Here is a 23,253-nt window from a genome sequence, read left to right on the forward strand (position 1 = left end):
CTTCAAACATCCCGATGTTTTTTTCAATCAACCTGATGTTTTTAAAAAACATCAAGGTGTTTATAGGTGAAAAACAGTATAAAAAACAAATTACCCTCAAATAACCTTCAATCCTTCAGTTTACTAATTTGCGATTGATTATCAGTTTGTTGTCCTGAATCTTTTTCCTGAAAAAGATTCAGCCACAGGTGTGTATTAAGCAAACCTGCTGAATGATTCTATCTTTCAGGATAACTCATTCTGTATCAATGTGGAATCGGCAAGCTGAAGGATGAAGCTTATGGTCAATAATTGTTCTGAGAGTATAATATATCTATGCTTATCCCTAATAAATATTGGGACGAGACTGAAAAAAGGCCTATACGTATTGATTACGTATAAGCCTTCATCTGTCATTATAATAATTGCTTTATCTTATTCCTGTTTTAAAGATTCATCAATAACATCGATCTTTTTCTGAATCAGGTTAAGTTCATCTTTTAGCTTTTCTATTTTACGGCTTACTTCTGTTACCAGGCTATTACCTTTTTTAGAAGAAGCATTCAGGAAGCCAAGGTTGTTCTCGTAAGTTTGGATATCACTTTTCATATTTTCATAAGCACGAACTAACTTTTCGCGTTCACGATATAAGGTGTTGTTTTTATCCCCTTGTCCGGCTACATTGCTGATGCTTGATTTGAAATTATTTAAACGTCTGTTTGAAACATTTATGTGCAATCGTTCGAAGTGCTTGTCAACCAATGCATGATATTGTTTGTACAATTTATCTTTTTCTTTGAACGGAACATGACCAATGCTGTTCCACTCCTGCATAATTTCACGAATTAAAGTGCCGGCTTCTTCAGCTTCGATGGATTCGTCAAAAGAAGATAATCTTTCGATAAGAGCTTTTTTCTTTTCCATATTCTCCACTTCTTCGGTACGTTGTGAAGACGTAGCTTTATTCTTTTGTTCAAAGAAATAGTCGCATGCGCCGATGAAGCGTTTCCAAATAGTTTCAGAATACTTTTTAGGTACAGGACCTATCGTTTTCCATTCTTTTTGGATTTTGGTTAATGCATCGGCTGTCTCTTTCCAATCAGTGCTGTCTTTAAGAGCCTCGGCTTTTTCACAAAGTGCTTTCTTCTTTTCAAGATTTTCTGTTAATCCTTCTTTTATGGATTTGTAGAATTCACCTTTCTTTTTAAAGAAATCATCGCAGGTTGTACGGAAACGTTCGAATATTTTCACGTTCATCTTTTGTGGCGCAAAGCCTATTGTCTTCCATTTTGCTTGCAAGGCAATGACTTCTTGTGTCTTTTCCTCCCATGCGGCGAAAGTAGTAAGTTCATTGTAATCTATAGCTTCGACAATTTCACAGATAACTGTTTTTGCATCCAGATTGCGTTGTTCACTTTCTTTCAGCTCTTCGAAATGTTGTTGATGACGACGATTTACATTTGTTGAAGCCGTTTTAAAACGATTCCATATTTCATCTCTCAGTTCCTTGGCTACAGGCCCTGTATCACGGAATTCCTGGTGTAGTTTCTGTAACTGATGGAAAGCGGAAACCACATCCTGTTCATCAGCCAGTTTTTCTGCCGCTTCGCATAGACGAGTTTTTATTTCCAGGTTTTTCTTGAAATCATATTCTCTGAATTCATTGTTGAGTTTGATGATATCATAGAACTTTTCAACATATACCTGATAGCTTTTCCATAGTTCGCTTGCATTAGCAGCCGGCACGAGTTTTATCTCGTTCCACTGTTGTTGGAGCTTCTTGAAATCATTATATGCTTTATTGGCATCTTCAGGATGAGCGACAAGCTCTTTTAGTTTGTCGATGATGCTTAGTTTAATAGCAAGATTTTCTTCTTTTTGCTTCTCTTGTTCGGCAAGTATCGCATTCCTTTTTTCTTTGATGACCGTCATCAAGGATTTGAATTCAGCTTCTGTTTCATCAGCTTCCGGTTGGAATGCTTCCGGAGCACCACCCGCTTCTATAAAAGCTTTCTTTGCAGCTTCTTGGGCAGCTTTATGGAGTTTATAGAAATTTTGTTTTAGAGAATCAATTTCTTGCTTGTCTGCATTTTCAGCATCTTCTGCTATCTCTTTCAGTTTAGCAAGAATTTCTTCTTTCGACAATTTTTGAATAGTCACTGTCGGGTTATTTTCCACATTCGTTTCTTCTGAAGCTTCCGAAACAACTGTTTCCGAAACTTCGGCTAAATTTTTGTCTTCTTCTAATTTCCCTTGTTCCAAAGGTTGATTAGTGTCATGAGAGTCCATCATTGTTCAATCGTTTTTTAGTATAGGATTTGGCTCCTTATCGTATTAGCTTACAAATAAATAAAATAAAATCTTTACTTCATACTTTTTTGTCTTATTTTTTTTGATTTATCGTCCTATCAGTGCCAAATCGGGTTGTTTAAGATAACAAAACTGTGATTCCCATATAGAGCATCATGCCTATAATGTCATTTGTGATAGCGATAAACGGTCCTGTTGCGATGGCAGGATCTATTTTTAGCTTTTCCAGTGTCATTGGAACTAACGTGCCGAAGGTGGAGGCGAACATTACAACTGCAAAAAGGCTGATGGAAACAGAATAAGTGACGGTGGCTGTTGCTCCGAACCGGACAAAGTTGTAGATGTATACTAATAAGGAAATGATGCTGGCATTGATAAGGGCCACAATAGATTCTTTTGCAACTTGTTTATAAGTGTTTTTTGCATCGAGCGAGCTGTTGGCCAAACCTTGTACGACCAATGCGGAAGATTGTGTTCCCACGTTTCCACCTGTTCCTCCGATAAGGGGGATATACAGCGCCATTTCCGGATGTGCGGCAAAAGTGCTGTCGAAATTACCTAATATCATGGAATTGCCGATTCCTCCGAGCATACCGATAAGCAACCATGGGAGACGTGCGGAAGTCTGGCGGATTACACTGTCGTCTGTTTCTACGTCTTGAGAAAGACCGGAAGCCAACTGGTAGTCTCGTTCAGCTTGTTCACGGACTTCATCCATGACATCATCAACCGTGATGCGCCCTACGAGGCGTCCGATACTGTCGACAACAGGAATTGCAACAAGGTCATACTTCTCAATAGTCTGGACTACTTCTTCAATCGGGGTGTCTACACGTACGGAAATAGGATCTTTCTTCATCACGTGTTTCACTTTTGATACGGAAGGACTGGTAATCATTTTCTTCAACGGGAATACTCCACGCAGACGTTCATCATCGTCTACTACATATACATAGTAGATTTCGTCCATTTCCTCCGCTTGCAGACGCATTTCTTTCAGACATTCGGGCATACTCCAGTTCTCGTTTACGACCACCATTTCCGTACCCATGATACCTCCGGCAGTGTCTTCGTCGTATTTCAATAAGTCTACGATATCACCAGCCTGATCAATGTCTTCAATGTGTGAAAGAATTTCTTCCTGCTTCTCCTCATCCATCTCACGCATGATGTCCACAGCATCATCCGTATCCATGTGGTCAAGAAAGCGTTTTGCAATGGTTTCCGGCGGGAGAATATCAAGAAACTCTTTACGAACGTCCTCGTCCATCTCAATCAAGACGTCCGCTGCTGTATCATTGTCCAGTAACAGATAGATAAACCGTGCCTCTTGCGGGTTCAACTCATTGCAAAGCTCGGCAATATCCGCCGGGTGAAGGTCTGTCAGCAGTTCTTTAACTTTGGCTGCGTCTTTCTCTTCAATGAGCTCTTTGATGTTATCTACGTATTCTTCGTTCATCGTTTAGTCAATTGAGGGTTGCGGACTGAGGGTTGAAAGTGCTTTTTCAACCCGATTCGTCAAATCAATAAATTCCTGTACGGAGAGTTGCTCGGGACGCTTATTAAACAATGAGTCCGAACATATCTCGCAATCTTTGCCGAGAATTGGTTTGATAGAGTTGCGCAATGTTTTCCGCCGTTGATTGAAAGTTGTCTTAACTACCTGCTTAAACAGTTTTTCATCGCATCCTAATTCTTTGACGTTATTCCGCGTCATACGGATTACGGCGCTTTTAACTTTCGGAGGAGGATTAAATACATTCTCATGTACCGTGAAAAGATATTCTACGTGATACCATGCCTGTATCAGTACACTCAGGATACCATAGGTTTTGCTACCCGGACCGGCAGCGATGCGTTCGGCTACTTCCTTCTGAATCATTCCCGTACAACATGGAATCAATTCTTTATAATCCAGCATCTTAAAGAATATCTGACTGGAAATGTTATATGGATAATTGCCGGTAAGCACGAATGGATTGCCATTAAACAAACGCTCTAAATGCATTTTAAGGAAGTCGTCTTCTATGATATCATTTTCGAGTGAAGGATAATTCTCACGCAGATAAGCAACCGATTCGAAGTCCAATTCTACAACTTTTACGGGACGTTCCTTTGCTACGAGGAATTGAGTTAATACCCCCATGCCGGGGCCAACCTCCAAAATCGGGAGACCGGGATATGCGTCGACAGTATCTGCAATAGCTTGTGCTATCTTTAGATCTTTCAGAAAGTGCTGTCCCAGAAACTTTTTAGGTTTTACTAACTTCATCCTTGTCAAAATTTAATGGTTAATAGTATGCTGTTTGCATATATCCTGCTATCTTTGCAGCCTACAAAGGTATCAATAATACTTAAATTAAAGATTATACTCGGTTGAAAAAGATAATAAAAAAGGCATTTAAGGTCGTTTTGCCACTTGCTTTGGGTGGTTTCATCCTTTTATGGGTATATAAAGATTTTGATTTTTCCCGCGTTGGGGAAGTCTTGGAACACGGCATGAATTATTGGTGGATGCTGCTGACGCTTGTCTTCGGTGTTTTCAGTCATGTGCTTCGGGGGTGGCGATGGAAACAGACGCTCGCTCCGCTTGGTGCATATCCTAAGACAAGTGATTGTGTCAATGCTATTTTTGTTTCGTATGCGGCAAATCTGGTCGTACCTCGGATCGGGGAAATATCCCGTTGCGGTATCTTGTCTAAGTATGATAATGTCTCTTTTTCCAAATCTTTAGGGACTGTCGTTACCGAACGTTTAATCGATACGTTATGTGTAGCGTTGATAACGGGGCTGACATTAGTCTTGCAGATGAAGGTCTTTAAAAGTTTCTTCGCAGAAACCGGTACGGATCTGGGTTCTGTAACCCATTTGTTTACCACGGCGAGTTTCTACATTATACTATTGTGTGCGGTGGGTGTGATAATCCTCCTTTATTATCTGTTGCGTACACTCTCTTTCTTTGAGAAAGTGAAAGGTGTGGCGTTGAATGTATGGGAGGGAATACTGTCTTTGAAGAATGTGAAGAACAAACCTTTATTTGTTTTATATACCTTCCTTATCTGGCTTTTTTATTTCCTGCAGTTCTATCTGAGCTTTTATTGTTTTGGTTTTAGCAGTAATTTAGGCATAGAGGCAGGGTTGGTTATGTTTGTGGTCGGCAGTATAGCAGTGGTGGTTCCCACCCCGAATGGGGCAGGTCCCTGGCATTTCGCTGTCATATCCATGATGATGCTCTATGGAGTATCTAAGACCGATGCCGGAATTTTTGCCCTACTTGTGCATGGAATTCAAACTTTTTTAATAATTTTGTTGGGAATATATGGAGTAACGGCATTGTCGTTTACAAATAAAAAACAGAATGTATGAAAACAATTGAATCCTTAGATCCACAGAATGTGTGGAAGCATTTCTATGCATTAACACAAGTACCCCGTCCTTCGGGCTTTTTGAAACCTATTCAGGAGTTCCTGCTTAACTTTGGTAAGAGTTTAAAATTAGAATCTTTCATGGATGATGCCGGAAATGTAATCATCCGTAAGCCCGCTACTCCGGGTATGGAAAACCGTAAAGGGGTAATTCTTCAGGCACACATGGATATGGTTCCTCAGAAGAATAACGATAAAGTCCATGATTTTACTAAAGATCCGATTGAAACAATAATAGATGGTGAATGGGTAAAAGCTAACGGAACTACGCTTGGTGCCGATAATGGTATGGGTGTGGCTGCTATTATGGCTGTATTGGAAGATAACAGTTTGAAGCACGGTCCGTTGGAAGCCTTGATTACCGCAGATGAAGAAACCGGTATGTACGGTGCTTTCGGTTTGAAACCGGGCACAGTGAACGGTGAGATTCTTTTGAACCTTGACTCTGAAGATGAAGGTGAACTTTATATCGGTTGTGCCGGAGGTATGGATGTTACAGCTACATTACAATATAAGGAAGTAGAACCGGATAAAGATGATATTGCCGTTAAGGTTACTTTGAAAGGACTTCGTGGCGGTCACTCCGGTTTGGAAATAAATCAGGGACGTGCTAATGCCAATAAGTTATTGGTTCGTTTTGTTCGTGAGGCTATCGCATCTTATGAAGCTCGTTTGGCTTCTTGGGAAGGTGGAAATATGCGGAATGCCATTCCTCGTGAAGCGCATGCTGTATTGACTATTCCTGCTGAAAATGAGGCTGAATTGCTCGGACTGGTAAAATATTGCGAAGAGCTGTTTAATGAAGAATATTCAGCTATCGAGACACCGATCACTTTCACAGCGGAACGCGTGGAACTTCCGAAGGGAGAGGTGCCGGAAGAAATTCAGGATAACCTGATCGACGCTATTTTTGCTTGTCAGAACGGTGTGATGAGAAATATTCCTACTATTCCTGATACGGTGGAAACTTCCTCAAACTTGGCTATCATTATAATAGCCGACGGGAAAGCCGATTTCAAGATATTAGCCCGTAGTTCTTCCGATTCCATGAAAGAATTCCTGACTACCAGTTTGGAATGTTGTTTCTCAATGGCAGGCATGAAAGTTGAAATGACCGGTGGCTATTCCGGTTGGCAGCCTAACGTGGAATCTCCTATCCTTCATGCGATGAAGAAGTCTTATAAAGAACAATTTGGGGTAGAACCTGCGGTGAAAGTCGTTCATGCCGGATTGGAATGTGGTATCATTGGTGCCGTAATGCCTAATCTGGATATGATATCGTTCGGTCCTACGCTTCGTTCTCCTCACTCTCCGGCAGAACGTGTTCTGATCCCGACAGTCAAGAAGTTCTATGATTTCTTGGTGGCAACATTAGAGCAAACTCCCATGAAAGGATAATTGATTTATTCTTTTAAATGATATTGTAACTGAGACAGTCTCATCTTGAGGCGGTCTCAGTTTGTTTAAATACGTATTCATATAAGTAAGGGGCCGTTTCAAAGCCTCAATTACCACAAAAGCCCCGAAGTATTAGTCTCCCTCCCTTAAATAATTAGTCGTTGTATCCGTATCAATTACCTTTTTCACATAATGTGCAAATTGTCTTTCATAATATGTGCAAAATCTCTTTCTCGACTGTGAAAGATTACTTGCACAACTGTGAAAGAAGAAGTAGAGAAAGTCGAACAGGCTAGTTTTCCGGTGAGTGAGAGCTAAGCCGGATGTGTGTGCAGATTAATGTATTAGCCTTTTTTATCATTTAAACCATGCCATTTTCATTTATTATTTGTTATTTTGTTTATAATGTATTGATAATGAAATAATATAACGGATATGAAACAAAGACATTTGCTGGTTTTGGTGCTTTTCATGCTATCGGCAATGGTTGCACAAGCACAAACTTACGAGAAACTGTGGAAAGATGTAGCCCGTATGGAACAGAAAGACCTTCCTAAATCTGTGCTTGCGCTGACTGAAACGATTTATAGGAAAGCCATACAGGAAAGGAATGCTCCTGAAGCAATGAAAGCCTATTGGCAGGCAATGCAGTATCGCCAAATGGTGACACCTGACAGTATTTATACAGATATCAAGGGATTGGAACAATGGGCGCAAGAGACTAAAGAACCGTTGGATGCGGCTGTTTTGAACGCTATGTTGGGTGACTTATACGGGAGTATGCTTAATGGCGACCGATATAATCGTACTCCTGATTTGACAGCAGTCGATGGTTTTGCCGATGATATGAGAGAATGGGGGCGTGATGCTTATATTCGCAAGTCTTATGAGTATTTTATGCGTTCTTTGAAAGACGTGGACTTGTTAGGTAAAACCTCTGTGGATGCTTTCAGACCGATTGTGATAAAAGGTGATGCCTCCAAATACTTTCATCATGATATGCTCCATCTGTTGGGCATGACTGCCATTAATTTTTTAAGTGCAAACTCTTCGTATGCTGCTATGCAATACCCGCAAACAGGGCGTGCTGACACGCTTTCTTATTGGTCGACGGAATCTTTTCTGAAGTTAAAGATACCTCAGGCTTCTCAATATGATTATATGGCGGGGGTATTGCAAATCTATCAAACCATGTTGCGGTATTATTCGGAACATTCTATGCAGGACGCAGCATTGCTGACTGATATTGAGCGTCTTGCTTTTATGCAGAATAGTTTAATGTTGTATAGCAATGCCGGACAATCGGCATCTTCTCCTTATTATAGACAGTTACGTGCAATGCAGGAAAAGTATGCTTCGCAAGATGTTTGTGCGGAAGTGTATATACAAATGGCAGAGTTCTCCCGTAGCAGGTCGGATTTAGTGGAAGCATTGCGTTTAGCGCGTGAGGGTATCCGGAAGTATCCTCGTTATAACCGCATCGATGCTTTGAAGAATATAGAAAAGGGAATATTGAATCCTCGTCTGACCATTAATGTTGCTTCCCTAGTTTATCCGGGTGATTCTTTGTTTATGAAGATTTCTTATTGCAACTTACCATCTGCAATGATTACTCTTTATCGTGTTAATCTGCCTGCTTACTCGGAAAAGCTGTGGGATGTGCAAACTAAAGGTTTGCCTTCTTCCTGTCTGAAGCGGGTGAGTGCTGAAGAAATGGTATTTGATTCCACTCCGGATTATCAACTTAAAGATACCGTCTTTGGTCTTTCTGTACCCGAAGAAGGTATTTACTTGATAAAACTGTCATCTGACAGGAAAGATGTGTCTCCCGGTTATGACCTTTTGTATGTCTCTCGCCTAAAGGTGATTAGCATAGGGCTTCCTGACAATAAGATGGAGATAGTGGTTGTAGATGCACGAAGCGGTCATCCTGTACCAAACTCAGAAGTTACGTTATATAATCGGAAGAACAATCAGTTCACCCCTATAAACAACTATATGACAAATAAGAATGGCGTTGTTACGATCGGTAAACAGGAGTCCGGTGTTTATATTCAGGCGCGTAAGGACAATGATACCGGAATGCAGTTACAACGGATAAGTGCTTACTTTGTAAAAGGGAATAATAATGCAAAGCCGTATGAACGGATAAACTTGTTTACCGACCGCAGCATTTACCGTCCGGGACAGACCGTTTATCTTTCCGGTATCGCTTACCGGCAGGATGGCGATAGCACGAGTGTTTTGGCGGATAAATCCTATACTGTTCAGCTTTTAGACGTGAATCAAAAGAAAATAGCCGAGCACAGTGTACGTACCAACTCTTTCGGCTCTTTCTCCGGTGAATTCATGTTGCCTTCTCCTTGCCTGACCGGGCGTTATTCGTTGCGGGTAGATGATGTTTGGACAGATGCGAGCATTCAGGTAGAAGAATATAAACGACCTACTTTTGATGTCACTTTGCTTCCGGTTCAAGGAGCTTACGCAGTTGGAGATTCTGTTTGGGTGACAGGTGTAGCGAAGACTTTTTCGGGAGTTCCGCTTCAGGATGTCATGGTTAAATATCATGTAAATCGTTCTCCTGCCTTATGGCGATGGGAAGCCCGGCAGTATGGTATTGCTTCGGGAGAAGTGAAAACGAATGATAAAGGTGAATTTAAGATAAGAGTCTATTTGGAGCCGGACCAGAGTAATTCCGGATTGTCTGTCTGGTATAATAGTTTTATGGTAGAGGCCTCCGTAACGGATGTGGCGGGAGAAACCCAAAGCGGTAGCTTAAGACTAGCCGTGGGAAGCTCTTCTATGGTGCTCTCTGCGGATTTACCTGATAATGTGGAGAAAGAACAGTTTAATAAACTTGTTTTTTCTGCAGAGAACCTCGATCATCAACCCTTAACGGTGAAAGGTGAGTATGCCGTTTATCAGTTGCAGGACTCTCGATCTTCAGGAACAGATGCCGTCAGACAAAATCTCTATAATGGTGATGCAACGGGTAAAGTCGGCAAATGTCTTTTAAAAGAAACGTTTGTTTCGGGTGAAACATTTGATCCGATAGCTATTAAAGCATTGCCGTCGGGCAGATATCGTCTGGTCTTATCTGCAAAAGACAGCTTGGGGAAAGAAGCTGGGTATGAACAATACTTTGTTCTGTTCTCTATCAATGATAAGAAACCTCCGTTTGATATGCAAGACTGGCTCTATCTCCCCGACAATAAATTTGCACCGGGTAAGGATGCAACTCTTTTGTTCGGTTCTTCTGCGAAGGATGTGTATGTGTTTTATGATGTATTTTCCGGTAATAAGCGGTTGGATAGCCAACGTTTCTTATTGACCGATTCCATTGTAAAAAAGGTGTATCCTTATAAAGAGGAGTATGGTGATGGTATACTGGTATGTTTTGCTTTCGTAAAAGACGGTGTGCTTTGTCAGCAGAGTGCCCGTATCGTGAAAGCGCAGCCGGAGAAACGGTTGGAAATGAAGTGGAGTGTATTCCGTGATAAACTTCTTCCAGGACAGAAAGAAGAGTGGAGGCTCAATATCCGTTATCCGGACGGTAAACCGGCTAATGCAGAGTTGCTGGCAACAATGTATGATGCTTCGTTGGACAAGTTATTGAAGCATGATTGGAATTTTAATTTAAGTTTCTATCGTTCCACTCCTTCTGTCAGTTGGTATGGCGGTTATCCGAGCCTTAATTATCTAGGTTTATATTTCCCGTTGAAGTATTTGACAGTGGAGCTTTTAAGCTTTGACCGATTGATGATGGATGATCTCTTAATCTTAGGTTCTACCTTTAATGCTGTATCGCCTATAAAACGCGTCGGTTATTTGGCGGGAGCCTCCAAGGGTATGCGTACCAAAGGAAGCTATGATTATGGAGTAGAAGCAAATGTTATGACAGCACAAGAAGAGCTATTGACAGATGCCGCTCCGGAGTCTGCAGAAGAAGTTGAAGATGCTCCGGAATCGGCTGTTCGTACAGACTTTGCGGAGACGGCTTTCTTCTATCCGCAACTCCGTACCAATGCCGACGGAGAAGTTTCTTTCTCCTTCATATTACCGGAAAGCTTGACAGAGTGGAAGTTTATGGGATTATCCCATACCAAGAATATGGATTGGGCGAAGTTGACAGCGAATGCGGTTGCACGTAAGGAGTTTATGGTGTCGCCGAATATACCTCGCTTCGTAAGGATAGGCGACCATACATCGGTTGCTTCAAATATCATCAACTTAACCGATAAGACGATTTCCGGAACGGTTCGGATGGAATTGTTTAATCCGGTTGATGATAAGGTATTCTTTAAGCAGAAACAGACGTTTGCGGTAGAGGCGGGTAAGACGGAAGCGGTTACTTTTGCTTTTGATGTAAAAGATAATATGGATGTAATGGCGTGCCGGATTGTTGCGGATGGTGGTACGTTTAGTGACGGAGAACAACGTTATGTGCCGGTATTGACAGACAAAGAGTGGATAACCGAGAGTATTCCGATGACCGTTGTCGGTGAAGAGACAAAGACTTATTCCCTTGAAGGGTTGTTTAACAAAGGTAGTAAAACGGCAACAGACCGCAAACTGACCGTAGAGTTTACAGGCAATCCTGCATGGTATGCCGTACAGGCATTGCCTTCATTGAGTAATCCGACCAATGAAGATGCTATTTCATGGGTTTCGGCATATTACGCCAACAATGTGGCATCATATATCGTTAATGCCAATCCGCGTATTAAGGCTGTATTTGATGCATGGCGTGCACAAGGTGGAACGAAAGAAACTTTATGGAGCAATTTGCAAAAGAATCAGGAGCTGAAGAATATCTTGCTTGAAGAGTCGCCATGGCTGACCGAAGCCACGAATGAGGCGGAACAAAAGCAACGTATCGCTCTGTTATTTGATTTGAACAGACAACAGAGTGAGAATGCGGTTGCCATTAATAAGTTGCAAAGTTTGCAATTGGCTGACGGAGCTTGGACATGGTATAAGGGTATGAGCGGTAGCAGATATATAACCCAATATGTTGTGGAAGCGTTGGGACGTATGCAGGTATTGACAGGAAAACCTTTAGAAGGAGAGGCATTGGTTATGTATGACAAAGCATTTGCTTACTTGAATGATGAAGCTTTAAAAGAATATAAGTTAATGCAAGAGGCCGAGAGAAAGGGAGATAAAGATTGGTTGCCCTCCGAACTGACTGTTCATTACCTATATATATGTATGTTGACGGATGCTAAACTTTCTGCTGCCAACCGACGTGCGAATGCTTACTTTATTGATAAGCTGGCAAACTCCGTTGGACTTCAGACGATTTATGGTAAGGCACTTTCCGCTATTATCCTGGAAAAAGCCGGGAAGACAGTTGCCGCCCGTGATTTTATGGCTTCTTTGCAGGAATATGCGGTAGAAACAAAAGATATGGGTATGTATTATGATACCAAGAAAGCAGTTTATTCTTATTCGGCCTATCGTATTCCTACGCAAGTGGCTGTAATAGAAGCGATGGAGCTGGTTAGTAAAAACATGAAGGCAGTAGAACAGTTGAAGATATGGTTACTGATGCAGAAACGTACACAAGCATGGGATTCTCCTATGGCTACGGTGGATGCGATTTATGCACTGTTGAATCGCGGAACAAGTCTGCTTGACAATCAGGGGGATGTGAGAATCGTCCTTGGCAATAAAGTATTGGAGACTGCTACTTCTGCTAAGACGACTGCTCCCGGACTGGGTTATGTGAAGGAGACATTGACAGGAAAGGAAATCACTCCCAATATGAAAAAGATAACGGTGGAAAAGAAAGATGCCGGAGTAGCATGGGGAGCTGTTTATGCACAATATCTGGAAAATATGGACAAAGTAACTCAACAGGGTGGTCCGTTGTCCGTCGATAAGAAATTGTACATAGAGAAAATGGCTGACGGGCGTGCCCAACTTGTACCATTGGTCGATACAAGTGTTTTGCAGACAGGTGATAAAGTTGTAGTGCGTCTGGTAATCCGTACGGACAGAGATATGGACTTTGTTCAGTTGAAAGATGAGAGGGCGGCGTGTCTGGAACCATTGACCACCTTGTCCGGCTATCGCTGGCAAAACGGTATCGGTTATTATCTGGCAGTAAAGGATGCTTCCTCTGAATTCTTCATCGAGTCTCTGCGTAAAGGTACTTATACGTTGGATAGCACCTATTATGTATCCCGGGATGGTGAATACGCTACCGGTATTGCAACTATCCAGTCGGCTTATGCGCCTGAGTATTCTGCGCATACCGGTTCGAACCGTATTAAGGTTATAGAAAAATAGACGGGTAGAATGGGATATTAATGGAAAAACACTAAATTTGTCGGGTATTGAAATAAGAAGAAGGGCGGAATTGTTCCGCCCTCATATTAATGCTTTGATTATGAACTTGAAACAAATATTATCCGTATTTACTCTTTTATTGTTTTTTACGACGTTGACTCATGCACAACCCAAAATCTCTTTCAATGAAAAGGTACATGACTTTGGGACGATTATGTGGAATAGTCCTGTTACTGCCGAGTTTAAAGTAATTAATGATGGAAATAAACCGTTGGTTATAACGAAGGTGACAACTTCGTGCGGGTGTACGGTAGCCGGATGGACAAAGGAACCGATTATGCCGGGTACAAGCGGATTCGTAAAGTCTACTTTTGACGCTAAGGCCATAGGACGTTTCCATAAGACAGTAGGCGTCTATTGCAATGCGTCGAATACCCCGATTTATTTAACTATAAAAGGAACTGTTTCTACGGAAGTGAAAAACTATGATGCTTTTCCTTATCAGATAGGCAATATACGGTTAGATAGGATGGAAATAGAGTTTCCTGATGCAAATAAGGGCGATCAACCTGTGACGGAGATTAATCTGGTTAATACTTCGGATAAGCCTTATGAACCGGTTTTGATGCATCTTCCGCCGTATTTGAAAGCGGAAGCTGTTCCGGCCAAGTTGGGGAAAGATGGAATCGGGAAGATAAAATTAACGCTGGATTCTAAACATTTGATGAATTTGGGATTGACGCAGACTTCGGTCTATCTGGCCCGTTTCCCCGGTGATAAAGTGGGAGAGGGGAATGAAATTACGGTTTCGGCAGTGTTGTTGCCTGATTTCTCCCGTTTGACGGAGCAGCAGAAGCTGAATGCACCCGCCATTACACTTTCTGCTACGGAACTGAATATGGGAGCATTGGAGGCGAAGGACAGAGTGACTCATAAGGTTACGATTACCAATACCGGAAAGTCCCGGTTGGATATTAAAGAACTTCAGGTATTTAATCCGATTGTCAATGTTAGTTTGAAGAAGCGTTATATAGAGCCGGGAGCATCGACTACCTTGAAAATATCGCTTCGGGGTAAAGGATTGAAGAAATTGAAGTCTTCACCACGTGTACTGATGATAACAAACGATCCCGTACATCCGAAAGTAATGATTAAGATAAAAGCAACAACCAAATAAAAATCGATTAGCTATGGAACATCCCGAAAATAGTGAAGAATATAAGGGACTGACTGTCAATAAGGGAATAGAACAACCGTCTTCCGTAAATCCGTATCTGAAATTGCGCAAGCAGGCAAAAAAACGTGATTTGACGATTGCGGATTATGTAGACGGTATTGTGAAAGGAGATATTACGGTGTTAAGCCGTGCGGTTACTCTGGTAGAAAGTGTACGTCCGGAACATCAGCAGATTGCTCAGGAAGTAATCGAAAAGTGCCTTCCTTATTCCGGTAACTCTATTCGTGTGGGCATTAGCGGCGTTCCCGGTGCAGGCAAAAGTACCTCGATAGATGTGTTCGGGCTTCATGTGCTTGAGAAAGGCGGTAAGCTGGCTGTTCTTGCCATAGATCCGAGTAGCGAACGTTCCAAAGGTAGTATTCTCGGAGATAAAACCCGTATGGAGAAACTGTCTGTGCATCCGGATTCTTTTATTCGTCCCAGTCCATCGGCCGGCTCACTCGGAGGGGTTGCTCGTAAGACGCGTGAGACGATTATTCTTTGCGAAGCTGCCGGTTTCGATAAGATTTTTGTTGAAACGGTAGGAGTGGGGCAGAGCGAAACGGCTGTGCACTCGATGGTCGATTTCTTTTTGCTTATTCAACTTGCCGGAACGGGCGATGAACTTCAAGGCATTAAGCGCGGTATCATGGAAATGGCGGATGGAATCATTATTAATAAGGCGGATGGCAGTAATATAGATAAAGCCAAACTTGCGGCGTCACAGTTTCGTAATGCTTTGCATTTGTTTCCGGCTCCGGAATCCGGCTGGACTCCTCAGGTACTGACTTATTCCGGCTTCTATAATATAGGAGTAAAAGAGGTATGGGATATGGTATATGCCTATGTTGATTTTGTAAAGGCAAACGGCTATTTCGATTATCGTCGTAACGAACAATCCAAATACTGGATGTATGAGTCTATCAATGAACATCTTCGTGATAGCTTTTATCATAATCCGATTATCAATGAAATGCTTCCTGATTTGGAAAAACAGGTATTGCGTGGTAATGTAACCTCGTTTGTTGCCGCGAAGAAGCTGTTGGACACTTACTTCGCCGGGCTCAAGCAATAAATAATACGGAGGTAACGGTATTTCGTTCTTTATCTCTCAATCGTTTCACCCGGGGAAGCCTTGCGTTTAGGCCAGGTAAACCTGTCGTTTCCCCAAGGGCAAACGCAAGGCTTCCCCGGGTGAAACGATTGGACGATAAAGACGGTGAAATTGCAATATCAGGTCGATAGATTCAATTGGGGCTGATAATAAAAAACTTCACCCATTACCTTGTACTCTTTTGTGATAAGAGGCTTCGGTAAAAGGTGAAGAATCAAGATTATAGGATATATGCTTTTCTTTAGATAGATAGTTCGTCCAAAACACGGATGAGGCTTCTGTCTATCGTCTTGTCATTTTTAATGGCTTTGATAAATGGTACGTAAACAATCGTATTGTTTTGTATACCCACCATAATGTTACGTTGTCCTTCCATAATGGCTTCAATAGCAGCACAACCTAAACGGCTGGCAAGAATACGGTCGTGGGCAGTCGGGCGTCCGCCTCTTTGAATGTGTCCAAGAATGGTAACGCGTACGTCATATTGCGGATATTCGTTTTTAACACGTTCGGCATAATGCATTGCTCCACCGTCTTTCGGGCTTTCGGCAACAATAACGATGCTACTTTTCTTTGTCTTACGGAATCCACGGTTTATGAACTCTTCCAATTGGTCGGCATCCGTACGGTCTTCCGGTATGATAGCCGCTTCTGCACCGGAAGCGATGGCACTGTTCAGCGCAAGGAATCCGGCATCACGTCCCATTACTTCGACGAAGAAAAGACGGTCATGCGAGGTTGCCGTATCACGGATCTTGTCTACACATTCGATGATTGTATTCATGGCTGTGTCATAACCGATAGTGCTGTCTGTTCCATATAAGTCATTGTCGATAGTACCCGGAAGTCCGATACAAGGGATATTAAATTCTTCGCCGAAGATACGTGCTCCAGTTAAAGAACCGTCTCCACCGATAACGACCAAAGCGTCGATTCCTTCTTTCTGCATATTTTCGAATGCTTTCTGTCTTCCTTCGGGAGTTTTGAACTCTTTAGAACGGGCGGTTTTCAGTATAGTACCACCTTGCTGTATGATGTTGCTGACATTTTGAGTCTTAAAGTCTTCTATTTCTCCGGTTATAAGTCCTTCATAACCGCGATATATACCTTTTACCTGAAAACCGTTGTAGATAGCTGATCTGGTTACAGCACGGATGGCGGCGTTCATGCCGGGAGCATCTCCTCCTGAAGTTAAAATACCAATACATTTTACCGTTCCCATAATAACTCTTTTTGTTTTGATTATGGCTGCAAAGTTAAAAAAAACTCGGATAAGTTGTTCCGGTTCAGAAATAATATAGTCAGGGTACTAATAAAGAACGTTAATGTATTTCTTCGTCACTTATCGCGATTTGTTTTTTAATGTATCTTGATATTTCTTCCATTAACCATTTCGGGGTAGAGGTGGCTCCGCAGATACCTATAGAGCTGATACCATTTAATAACTTATTGTCTATTTCTTCCCGGCTGTCAATGAGATATGAATTCGGATTTACTTTCAGGCATTCTCCGAAAAGAACTTTTCCATTGGAGCTTTTCTTACCGCTGACGAAGAAAATGAGGTCATGTGCTGCCGCAAATTTACGGATGTTGGGCATACGGTTGGCTACTTGTCTGCAAATAGTATCGTAAAACTCAAAGGTTGCTTCGGGAGAAATATGTTCTTTTATATATGCTACAATCTCCTGAAAGCCTTCTAAGGACTTTGTTGTCTGTGAGTAAAGGCGTATATCACGGTTAAAATCCAGCTTTTTGACTTCGTCCAGCTTCTCGACTACAATGGCCTTTCCGTCGGTCTGTCCTACCAATCCCAGTACCTCGGCATGACCGTTCTTTCCGTAGATTACGATTTGTTTTTTTTGTATGTCGTCTTTTTGTTTGTATTCTTGCTTTATACGTTTTTGGAGTCTGAGCACCACCGGGCAGGTAGCGTCGATAATTTCAATATTGTTTTCTTTGGCAATCGTATAAGTTTCAGGTGGTTCGCCGTGTGCACGGAGTAAGACTTTGGCATTGCGTAGACGGCGAAATTCTTCATGATTAATGGTGATTAGCCCCATTTCTTTTAAACGCTCCACTTCTTTACTGTTGTGCACAATATCTCCTAAGCAGTAGAGTGTTTCTCCGCTAGTGAGTTCTTCCTCCGCTTTTTTTATGGCAGTTACCACCCCAAAGCAGAAACCCGATTCTTCATCTATTTCTACTTTTATCATTGATTAGGCTTTTTGAATTACTTCTTGGAATTTATCCATCAACCATTGTTTTTGCTCGGCAATGCTCATATGACTGTTATCCAGTAGAATAGCATCATCTGCCTGCTTTAACGGGCTTACCTCACGGTGTTGGTCGATATAATCGCGGCTCTCCACATTCTCCAATATCTCATTGAAATCAGCTTGCTGTCCTTTCTCTTTTAATTCGTCAAAGCGTCTTTGTGCACGTATTTGGGCGGAAGCTGTTACGAAAATCTTAAGTTCGGCATTAGGGAAAACTGTTGTACCGATGTCACGGCCATCCATAACAATACCTTTGGCTTCACCCATCTTTTGCTGTGCAGCAACCATTGCTTCACGTACAAATCCGACAGCACTTACCGGACTTACTTTAGAGGAAACTTCCATCGTTCTGATTTTATCTTCAACATTAATACCGTTCAAATAAGTGTCGGGACGATTTGTCTGAGTGTTCAGTTGGAAAGATATATGGATGTTGTCTATCTGTTTCTCCAGTTCTTTGGTGTTGACACTTCCGTCTTCCAAAAAGAGATTGTTTTCTATACAATATAGAGTGGCAGCCCTATACATAGCTCCACTGTCAATGTAGATATATCCTATTTCTTTGGCAAGATCCTTTGCCATTGTACTTTTGCCGCAAGAAGAAAAACCGTCTATAGCTATTGTAATCTTTTTCATGTCTTAATAAAATATTCAAATTACATTGTCATTGCTAGGTTAAAGAGGAAAGAGGAGCCCACCGAGTGATATTTAGCGTATGATGCTCCGAATTTAATCCTTTTGACTTGTATGCCCGCGCCGACGGTTAGTCCCGCCCAATGGGAGGAACCATCTATTTTCATTTCGTTGGCGCGCCTGCAATTGTAGCCCAAAGATATGTAAAAATTATCAGATGGATTGAAATCAAGACCAAAAACAAAGTGATTTAATAGAATGGTACCGAATTTTTGTTTTTCACCATCAGTCGTATAAGAAGATTGCCAGTTGTTCAGCATAGGCATAGTGATTGACAGACGAAAAGGGGCGTGTGCCAGTCTTTTACTGATACCTAATTGGATATCGACAGGTAGCTTCTCATGTTTTTCATCATAGGCAACTATCTGTCCTCCCAGATTCTTGAAAACGATAGAAGCGGAGAAATCGGAATTCTCATTATAATAATTCAGACCTAAATCTACTCCGATGGCAAAGGATGAGTATTCTTCGTATTTGGAATAGATCATTTTGGCTGTGACTCCACCACTCCAATAATCACTTAAATCATAATTGTATATCCCCATGAAAGCCATGTCTTTTGCAGAAAACTCACCTAAGATATTGTTTTCCGGATCTGTTTGTTTCATTTTACCATAACCAAAATATTGAGCAGCTACAGCCCATGCCGAACGGTCATTGATGACTTTTGAAAAAGCGGCACTACCAACTCCGACTCCATCCATATATACCATATAATTAAGGTTAAGGGTACGGTCGGCAACACAGGATAACAAAGCCGGATTCTGAAAGGCCATTGTTAAATCATCTTCTATCACAGATACATTCTCGCCACCTAAAGCTGCGGCATGTGATGAAATCGGTAACTTTAGGAAATTAAAGGTACTGGTTCCTTCTTGCGCTTGTAATCCTATATATATAAAGGAAAAAAGAATGATAAATAGAACTTTTTTCATTAATGTTGATAAAATTGTTGCCAAATATACGGCTATTTTAAAATATCTACTTTAAATTTGTAGCATAAATATTGGTCCTTGCTGCAATTTACATTTATAAGAACGTGAAATATTTTATTTTAGGGTGTAGAAAGGATTAAAAAATTAAAAATGGTTATGCGTTGGCACAAAAAAAATAGTGAAAGGAAAAGGTTATCTAAAAAAATGTGCTACATTTGCCCGAAAGTGAGAAACACATAAAAAATTATATTATAATATGGAAGTAAAAAAGTCGCCTAAAGCAGATTTGGAAGGTAAAAGAGGTACCTGGCTGTTAGTCGGTTACGTTATCGTCTTAGCTCTTATGTTCGTTGCGTTCGAATGGACTCAACGTGACGTTAAGGTTGCAACGGATTCGGGTATAGTTGACTTAGTTTTCGAGGAAGAGATTATTCCTATTACACAACAGGAAGAAATTAAAGCTCCACCTCCACCTGAAGCTCCTTCCGTAGCTGAAGTCCTGAATATCGTAGAGGATAATGCTGATGTACAAGAAACTGCAATTGCTACAACTGAAGAAACTGGTAAGGCTGTTGAAGTTAAGTATGTTCCTGTAGAAGTAGAGGAAGAAGAACCTGAAGAAGAAACAATATTTCAGGTTGTAGAAGTAATGCCGGAATTCCCGGGTGGTATGGCTGAATGTTTGAAGTTCTTAGGAAAGAATATCAAATATCCGACAATCGCTCAAGAAAATGGTGTTCAAGGTAGAGTTATCGTACAGTTTGTTGTAAACAGAGACGGTTCTATCGTTGACCCGGTTGTTGTACGTAGCGTTGACCCTTATTTGGATAAAGAAGCTTTGCGTGTGATTAAGAGTATGCCTAAATGGAAACCTGGTCAGCAAAGAGGTAAGGCTGTACGTGTTAAGTACACAGTACCGGTAACATTCAAATTACAGTAAAGAAATAACATGAATGTTTGTATAAAGTATGGGAGGCTGCTATATGCAGCCTCTTTTTTCTAAAATCCTTAATATAATTTCTATACCATGTTTACTGCTCTCCAATTATTGGATGATGTAAATTCATATATCTCCAAATTACAATATAACCGTACTCCGAAAGGATTATATGATCCGATAGAGTACGTGTTGTCTTTAGGTGGAAAACGCATTCGTCCCGTACTTATGTTGATGGCTTACAACCTATATAAGGATGATGTATCTACGGTGATGTCACAAGCCGTTGCTTTAGAAACTTATCATAACTATACGTTATTACATGATGACTTGATGGATCGATCGGATATGAGACGTGGAAAAGCTACGGTGCATAAAGTCTGGAATGAAAATACGGCAATACTTTCCGGAGATGCGATGCTTGTACTGGCATATCAGTTTTTGACAAGAAATACCCCGGCACATTTAGATGAAATTCTTGGGCTATTTAGTCAAACGGCCTTGGAAATTTGTGAAGGACAGCAGTTTGATATGGAATTTGAAACTCGTGAAAATGTTACGGCAGACGAGTATATTGAAATGATACGTCTTAAGACTGCCGTTTTATTAGCTGCCAGTTTGAAGATAGGTGCAATATTAGCAGGTGCTTCTACTGCGGATGCTGATGCTTTATATACATTTGGGATGCAAATAGGAATTGCATTTCAATTGAAAGATGATTTCCTGGATGTGTATGGAAATCCGGAATTATTCGGGAAAAATATAGGCGGAGATATCCTTTGCAATAAGAAGACCTTTATGCTAATAAAGGCTTTGGAACGTGCAGATGAAGCCCAAAGAAAAGAACTTTTGACTTGGATCTCCAAAGCTGATTATAATCCTTTAGAGAAAATTGAAGTAGTCACTGACCTATATGATAAAATAGGTATAAAGAATGTTTGTGAAAATAAGATGAGAGAACACTATATGCAAGGAATTGCCAGTCTTTTAGAGGTCAATCTCCCTGTAGAGAAGACACTTGAGTTAAAGAATTTTGCAGAACATTTAATGTACCGGGAAATGTAATTAGATTTATGCCCTACAGAAGATTACCTAATACGGATCAAGCCAGAATTAAAGCTTTAAGTATGGCTTTGGAAAAAGGAGATACATATAATCCGATTATTTCGTTGAATACATTGTCGGAGGCAAGGAGCTTTCTTTCTCGTTTTAAAGTGGCTCGGGCATATTATAAACAATGTTTGGAGAATCAAGTAAATTCCAGTAAAAAGTATCAGGGTAATGTTAAGAATGCTCGGTTGTACATATCTCATTTTATTCAGGTTTTGAATTTGGCAGTTATTCGTTCTGAAATTAAGGAAGAATATAAGGACTTTTATGGTTTGCCGAGAGAGAACTATAGCGTTCCGGATTTATCGAGTGAAGTTTCTGTTTTGGAATGGGGTGATAAAATCATTGCGGGAGAAAAAGAAAGACTTCGTCATGGTGGTGTCCCTATTTATAATCCAACGATAGCAAAGGTTATTGTACATTACGATATTTTTAAAGAAGGATACGAATGCCAAAAGAATCTTCAAAATATAACTAATCGTAGTTTGGAAAAATTAGCTTCTATGCGTGGAAGGGCTGATGAAATAATATTGGATTTGTGGAATCAAATAGAGAAGAGATTTGAAAACTTATCGGGTGAGGAACGATTGAATAAATGCCGGGAATATGGAGTTGTCTATTACTATAGGACAGGAGAAAAGAAACCGGAGTAGACGTTTATGGAATTCATAGATACACATTCTCATCTATTTTTAGAGGAATTTAAAGAGGACTTGCCTGAAGTTATTGAACGAGCAAAGAGTATTGGTGTTTCAAAGGTGTTTATGCCCAATATTGATAGCTCGACTATCAGTGATATGCTGCGAGTCGCATCTCAATATGCAGGCTATTGTTATCCGATGATTGGTCTGCATCCGACATCTGTGGAGGAAAATTATGAGATTGAGTTGAAGCAGATGAAAGAATTGCTTGATTTATCTAATAATTTTGTTGGGATAGGTGAAGTTGGTTTGGATTTGTATTGGGATAAGACTTATCGTATGCAACAAGAAAATGCATTTGTAACGCAATTACAATGGGCCATAGAGTATAAATTACCTCTGATTATACATTGTCGTGAAGCATTCGAAGAGTTATATGCTTTAATGCTTCCTTATATAGAAGATACTAATTTGAGAGGAATCTTTCATAGTTTTACGGGAACTAAAGCTGAAGCAGATAAATTATTGAGCTTTAAAAACTTTAAGTTGGGCATCAATGGAGTTGTGACCTTCAAAAAAACTATTTTGCCGGATGTGTTGAGAGATGTACCGATAAACCGGATCGTTTTAGAAACTGACTCTCCTTATTTAACTCCGGTGCCCAACAGAGGGAAACGTAATGAAAGTGCCAATGTGAAAGATGTTTTAAATAAGTTGGCTGAGATATATGAAATATCAGTCGAAAAGATGGCGGAATTAACAAATAAAAATGCTTTAGAGGTGTTTAAGGTAATAGAATGACGATGGGAAGATTTTAAAGTTTATTAATTTTGCACGTTTATCAAAGATTAAAGAGGAATAATGCTGTTTGGGACGAAAAAAAAGAATACATTTGTGCCTGAAATTATTTGGGATTCGCATTTTT

The 23,253-nt window shown here is 40.8% G+C and carries 16 protein-coding genes; 9 read left to right on the plus strand and 7 right to left on the minus strand.

Features of this window, described 5'->3' with window-relative positions; genetic code table 11:
- Positions 1 to 414: 414 nt before the first annotated feature.
- The 3 genes from DXB63_RS14390 to rsmA all read right to left on the minus strand — a co-directional run bounded on the left by DXB63_RS14390 (position 415) and on the right by rsmA (position 4,561).
- Positions 415 to 2,271 carry a DUF349 domain-containing protein gene (locus tag DXB63_RS14390; RefSeq protein WP_122127104.1) on the minus strand — a complete coding sequence of 619 codons (1,857 nt, stop codon included), beginning with the start codon at positions 2,269 to 2,271 and terminating at the stop codon, positions 415 to 417.
- Positions 2,272 to 2,407: 136 nt separating this feature from the next.
- Positions 2,408 to 3,748: a magnesium transporter gene (mgtE, locus tag DXB63_RS14395; RefSeq protein WP_122127105.1), complete on the minus strand. Its 1,341-nt coding sequence runs from the start codon at positions 3,746 to 3,748 to the stop codon at positions 2,408 to 2,410.
- A 3-nt stretch (positions 3,749 to 3,751) separates the two neighbouring features.
- The gene (gene rsmA / locus DXB63_RS14400) at positions 3,752 to 4,561 is read right to left on the minus strand and encodes a 16S rRNA (adenine(1518)-N(6)/adenine(1519)-N(6))-dimethyltransferase RsmA (protein ID WP_122127106.1); all 810 of its coding nucleotides are present in this window, start codon (positions 4,559 to 4,561) and stop codon (positions 3,752 to 3,754) included.
- 104 nt (positions 4,562 to 4,665) lie between these two features.
- Between rsmA and DXB63_RS14405 the strand changes: the two genes are divergently transcribed.
- The 5 genes from DXB63_RS14405 to meaB all read left to right on the plus strand — a co-directional run bounded on the left by DXB63_RS14405 (position 4,666) and on the right by meaB (position 15,697).
- Positions 4,666 to 5,655 carry a lysylphosphatidylglycerol synthase transmembrane domain-containing protein gene (locus tag DXB63_RS14405; protein WP_122127107.1) on the plus strand — a complete coding sequence of 330 codons (990 nt, stop codon included), beginning with the start codon at positions 4,666 to 4,668 and terminating at the stop codon, positions 5,653 to 5,655.
- A complete protein-coding gene (locus DXB63_RS14410; protein ID WP_122127108.1) occupies positions 5,652 to 7,112 on the plus strand; it encodes an aminoacyl-histidine dipeptidase in 1,461 nt (486 codons plus the stop codon). Before DXB63_RS14405 ends, DXB63_RS14410 begins: the two co-directional genes overlap by 4 nt.
- A gap of 435 nt (positions 7,113 to 7,547) precedes the next feature.
- Entirely contained in the window at positions 7,548 to 13,406 is a 5,859-nt protein-coding gene (locus DXB63_RS14415) for an alpha-2-macroglobulin family protein (protein ID WP_122127109.1), read from the plus strand.
- A 106-nt stretch (positions 13,407 to 13,512) separates the two neighbouring features.
- Positions 13,513 to 14,583, plus strand: coding sequence for a DUF1573 domain-containing protein (locus tag DXB63_RS14420; protein ID WP_369869633.1), 1,071 nt, complete (start codon positions 13,513 to 13,515; stop codon positions 14,581 to 14,583).
- 13 nt (positions 14,584 to 14,596) lie between these two features.
- Positions 14,597 to 15,697, plus strand: coding sequence for a methylmalonyl Co-A mutase-associated GTPase MeaB (gene meaB / locus DXB63_RS14425; protein WP_122127111.1), 1,101 nt, complete (start codon positions 14,597 to 14,599; stop codon positions 15,695 to 15,697).
- Between the two features lie 280 nt (positions 15,698 to 15,977).
- Here meaB and pfkA read toward each other — a convergent pair whose 3' ends face one another.
- The 4 genes from pfkA to porQ form a co-directional block, all read right to left on the minus strand.
- Positions 15,978 to 16,958 (minus strand): 6-phosphofructokinase, encoded by a 981-nt coding sequence (pfkA, locus tag DXB63_RS14430; protein ID WP_122127112.1) that lies wholly within the window; start codon positions 16,956 to 16,958, stop codon positions 15,978 to 15,980.
- 100 nt (positions 16,959 to 17,058) lie between these two features.
- Positions 17,059 to 17,949 carry a 4-hydroxy-3-methylbut-2-enyl diphosphate reductase gene (locus DXB63_RS14435; protein WP_122127113.1) on the minus strand — a complete coding sequence of 297 codons (891 nt, stop codon included), beginning with the start codon at positions 17,947 to 17,949 and terminating at the stop codon, positions 17,059 to 17,061.
- A 3-nt stretch (positions 17,950 to 17,952) separates the two neighbouring features.
- Positions 17,953 to 18,648 (minus strand): (d)CMP kinase, encoded by a 696-nt coding sequence (gene cmk / locus DXB63_RS14440; RefSeq protein ID WP_122127114.1) that lies wholly within the window; start codon positions 18,646 to 18,648, stop codon positions 17,953 to 17,955.
- Between the two features lie 20 nt (positions 18,649 to 18,668).
- Positions 18,669 to 19,640: a type IX secretion system protein PorQ gene (gene porQ, locus DXB63_RS14445; protein ID WP_122127115.1), complete on the minus strand. Its 972-nt coding sequence runs from the start codon at positions 19,638 to 19,640 to the stop codon at positions 18,669 to 18,671.
- A 256-nt stretch (positions 19,641 to 19,896) separates the two neighbouring features.
- Here porQ and DXB63_RS14450 point away from each other — a divergent pair, with 256 nt between their 5' ends.
- The 4 genes from DXB63_RS14450 (at position 19,897) to DXB63_RS14465 (ending at position 23,129) form a co-directional block, all read left to right on the plus strand.
- Positions 19,897 to 20,580: an energy transducer TonB gene (locus DXB63_RS14450; RefSeq protein ID WP_122127116.1), complete on the plus strand. Its 684-nt coding sequence runs from the start codon at positions 19,897 to 19,899 to the stop codon at positions 20,578 to 20,580.
- Between the two features lie 87 nt (positions 20,581 to 20,667).
- Positions 20,668 to 21,642, plus strand: coding sequence for a polyprenyl synthetase family protein (locus DXB63_RS14455; protein WP_122127117.1), 975 nt, complete (start codon positions 20,668 to 20,670; stop codon positions 21,640 to 21,642).
- An 8-nt stretch (positions 21,643 to 21,650) separates the two neighbouring features.
- Positions 21,651 to 22,340: a hypothetical protein gene (locus DXB63_RS14460; protein ID WP_122127118.1), complete on the plus strand. Its 690-nt coding sequence runs from the start codon at positions 21,651 to 21,653 to the stop codon at positions 22,338 to 22,340.
- Positions 22,341 to 22,346: 6 nt separating this feature from the next.
- On the plus strand, positions 22,347 to 23,129 hold the full coding sequence (locus DXB63_RS14465) for a TatD family hydrolase (RefSeq protein ID WP_122127119.1): 783 nt from the start codon (positions 22,347 to 22,349) through the stop codon (positions 23,127 to 23,129).
- Positions 23,130 to 23,253 lie beyond the last annotated feature (124 nt).

The sequence above is a fragment of the Bacteroides sp. OM05-12 genome (assembly GCF_003438995.1).
Classification (GTDB): Bacteria; Bacteroidota; Bacteroidia; order Bacteroidales; family Bacteroidaceae; genus Bacteroides.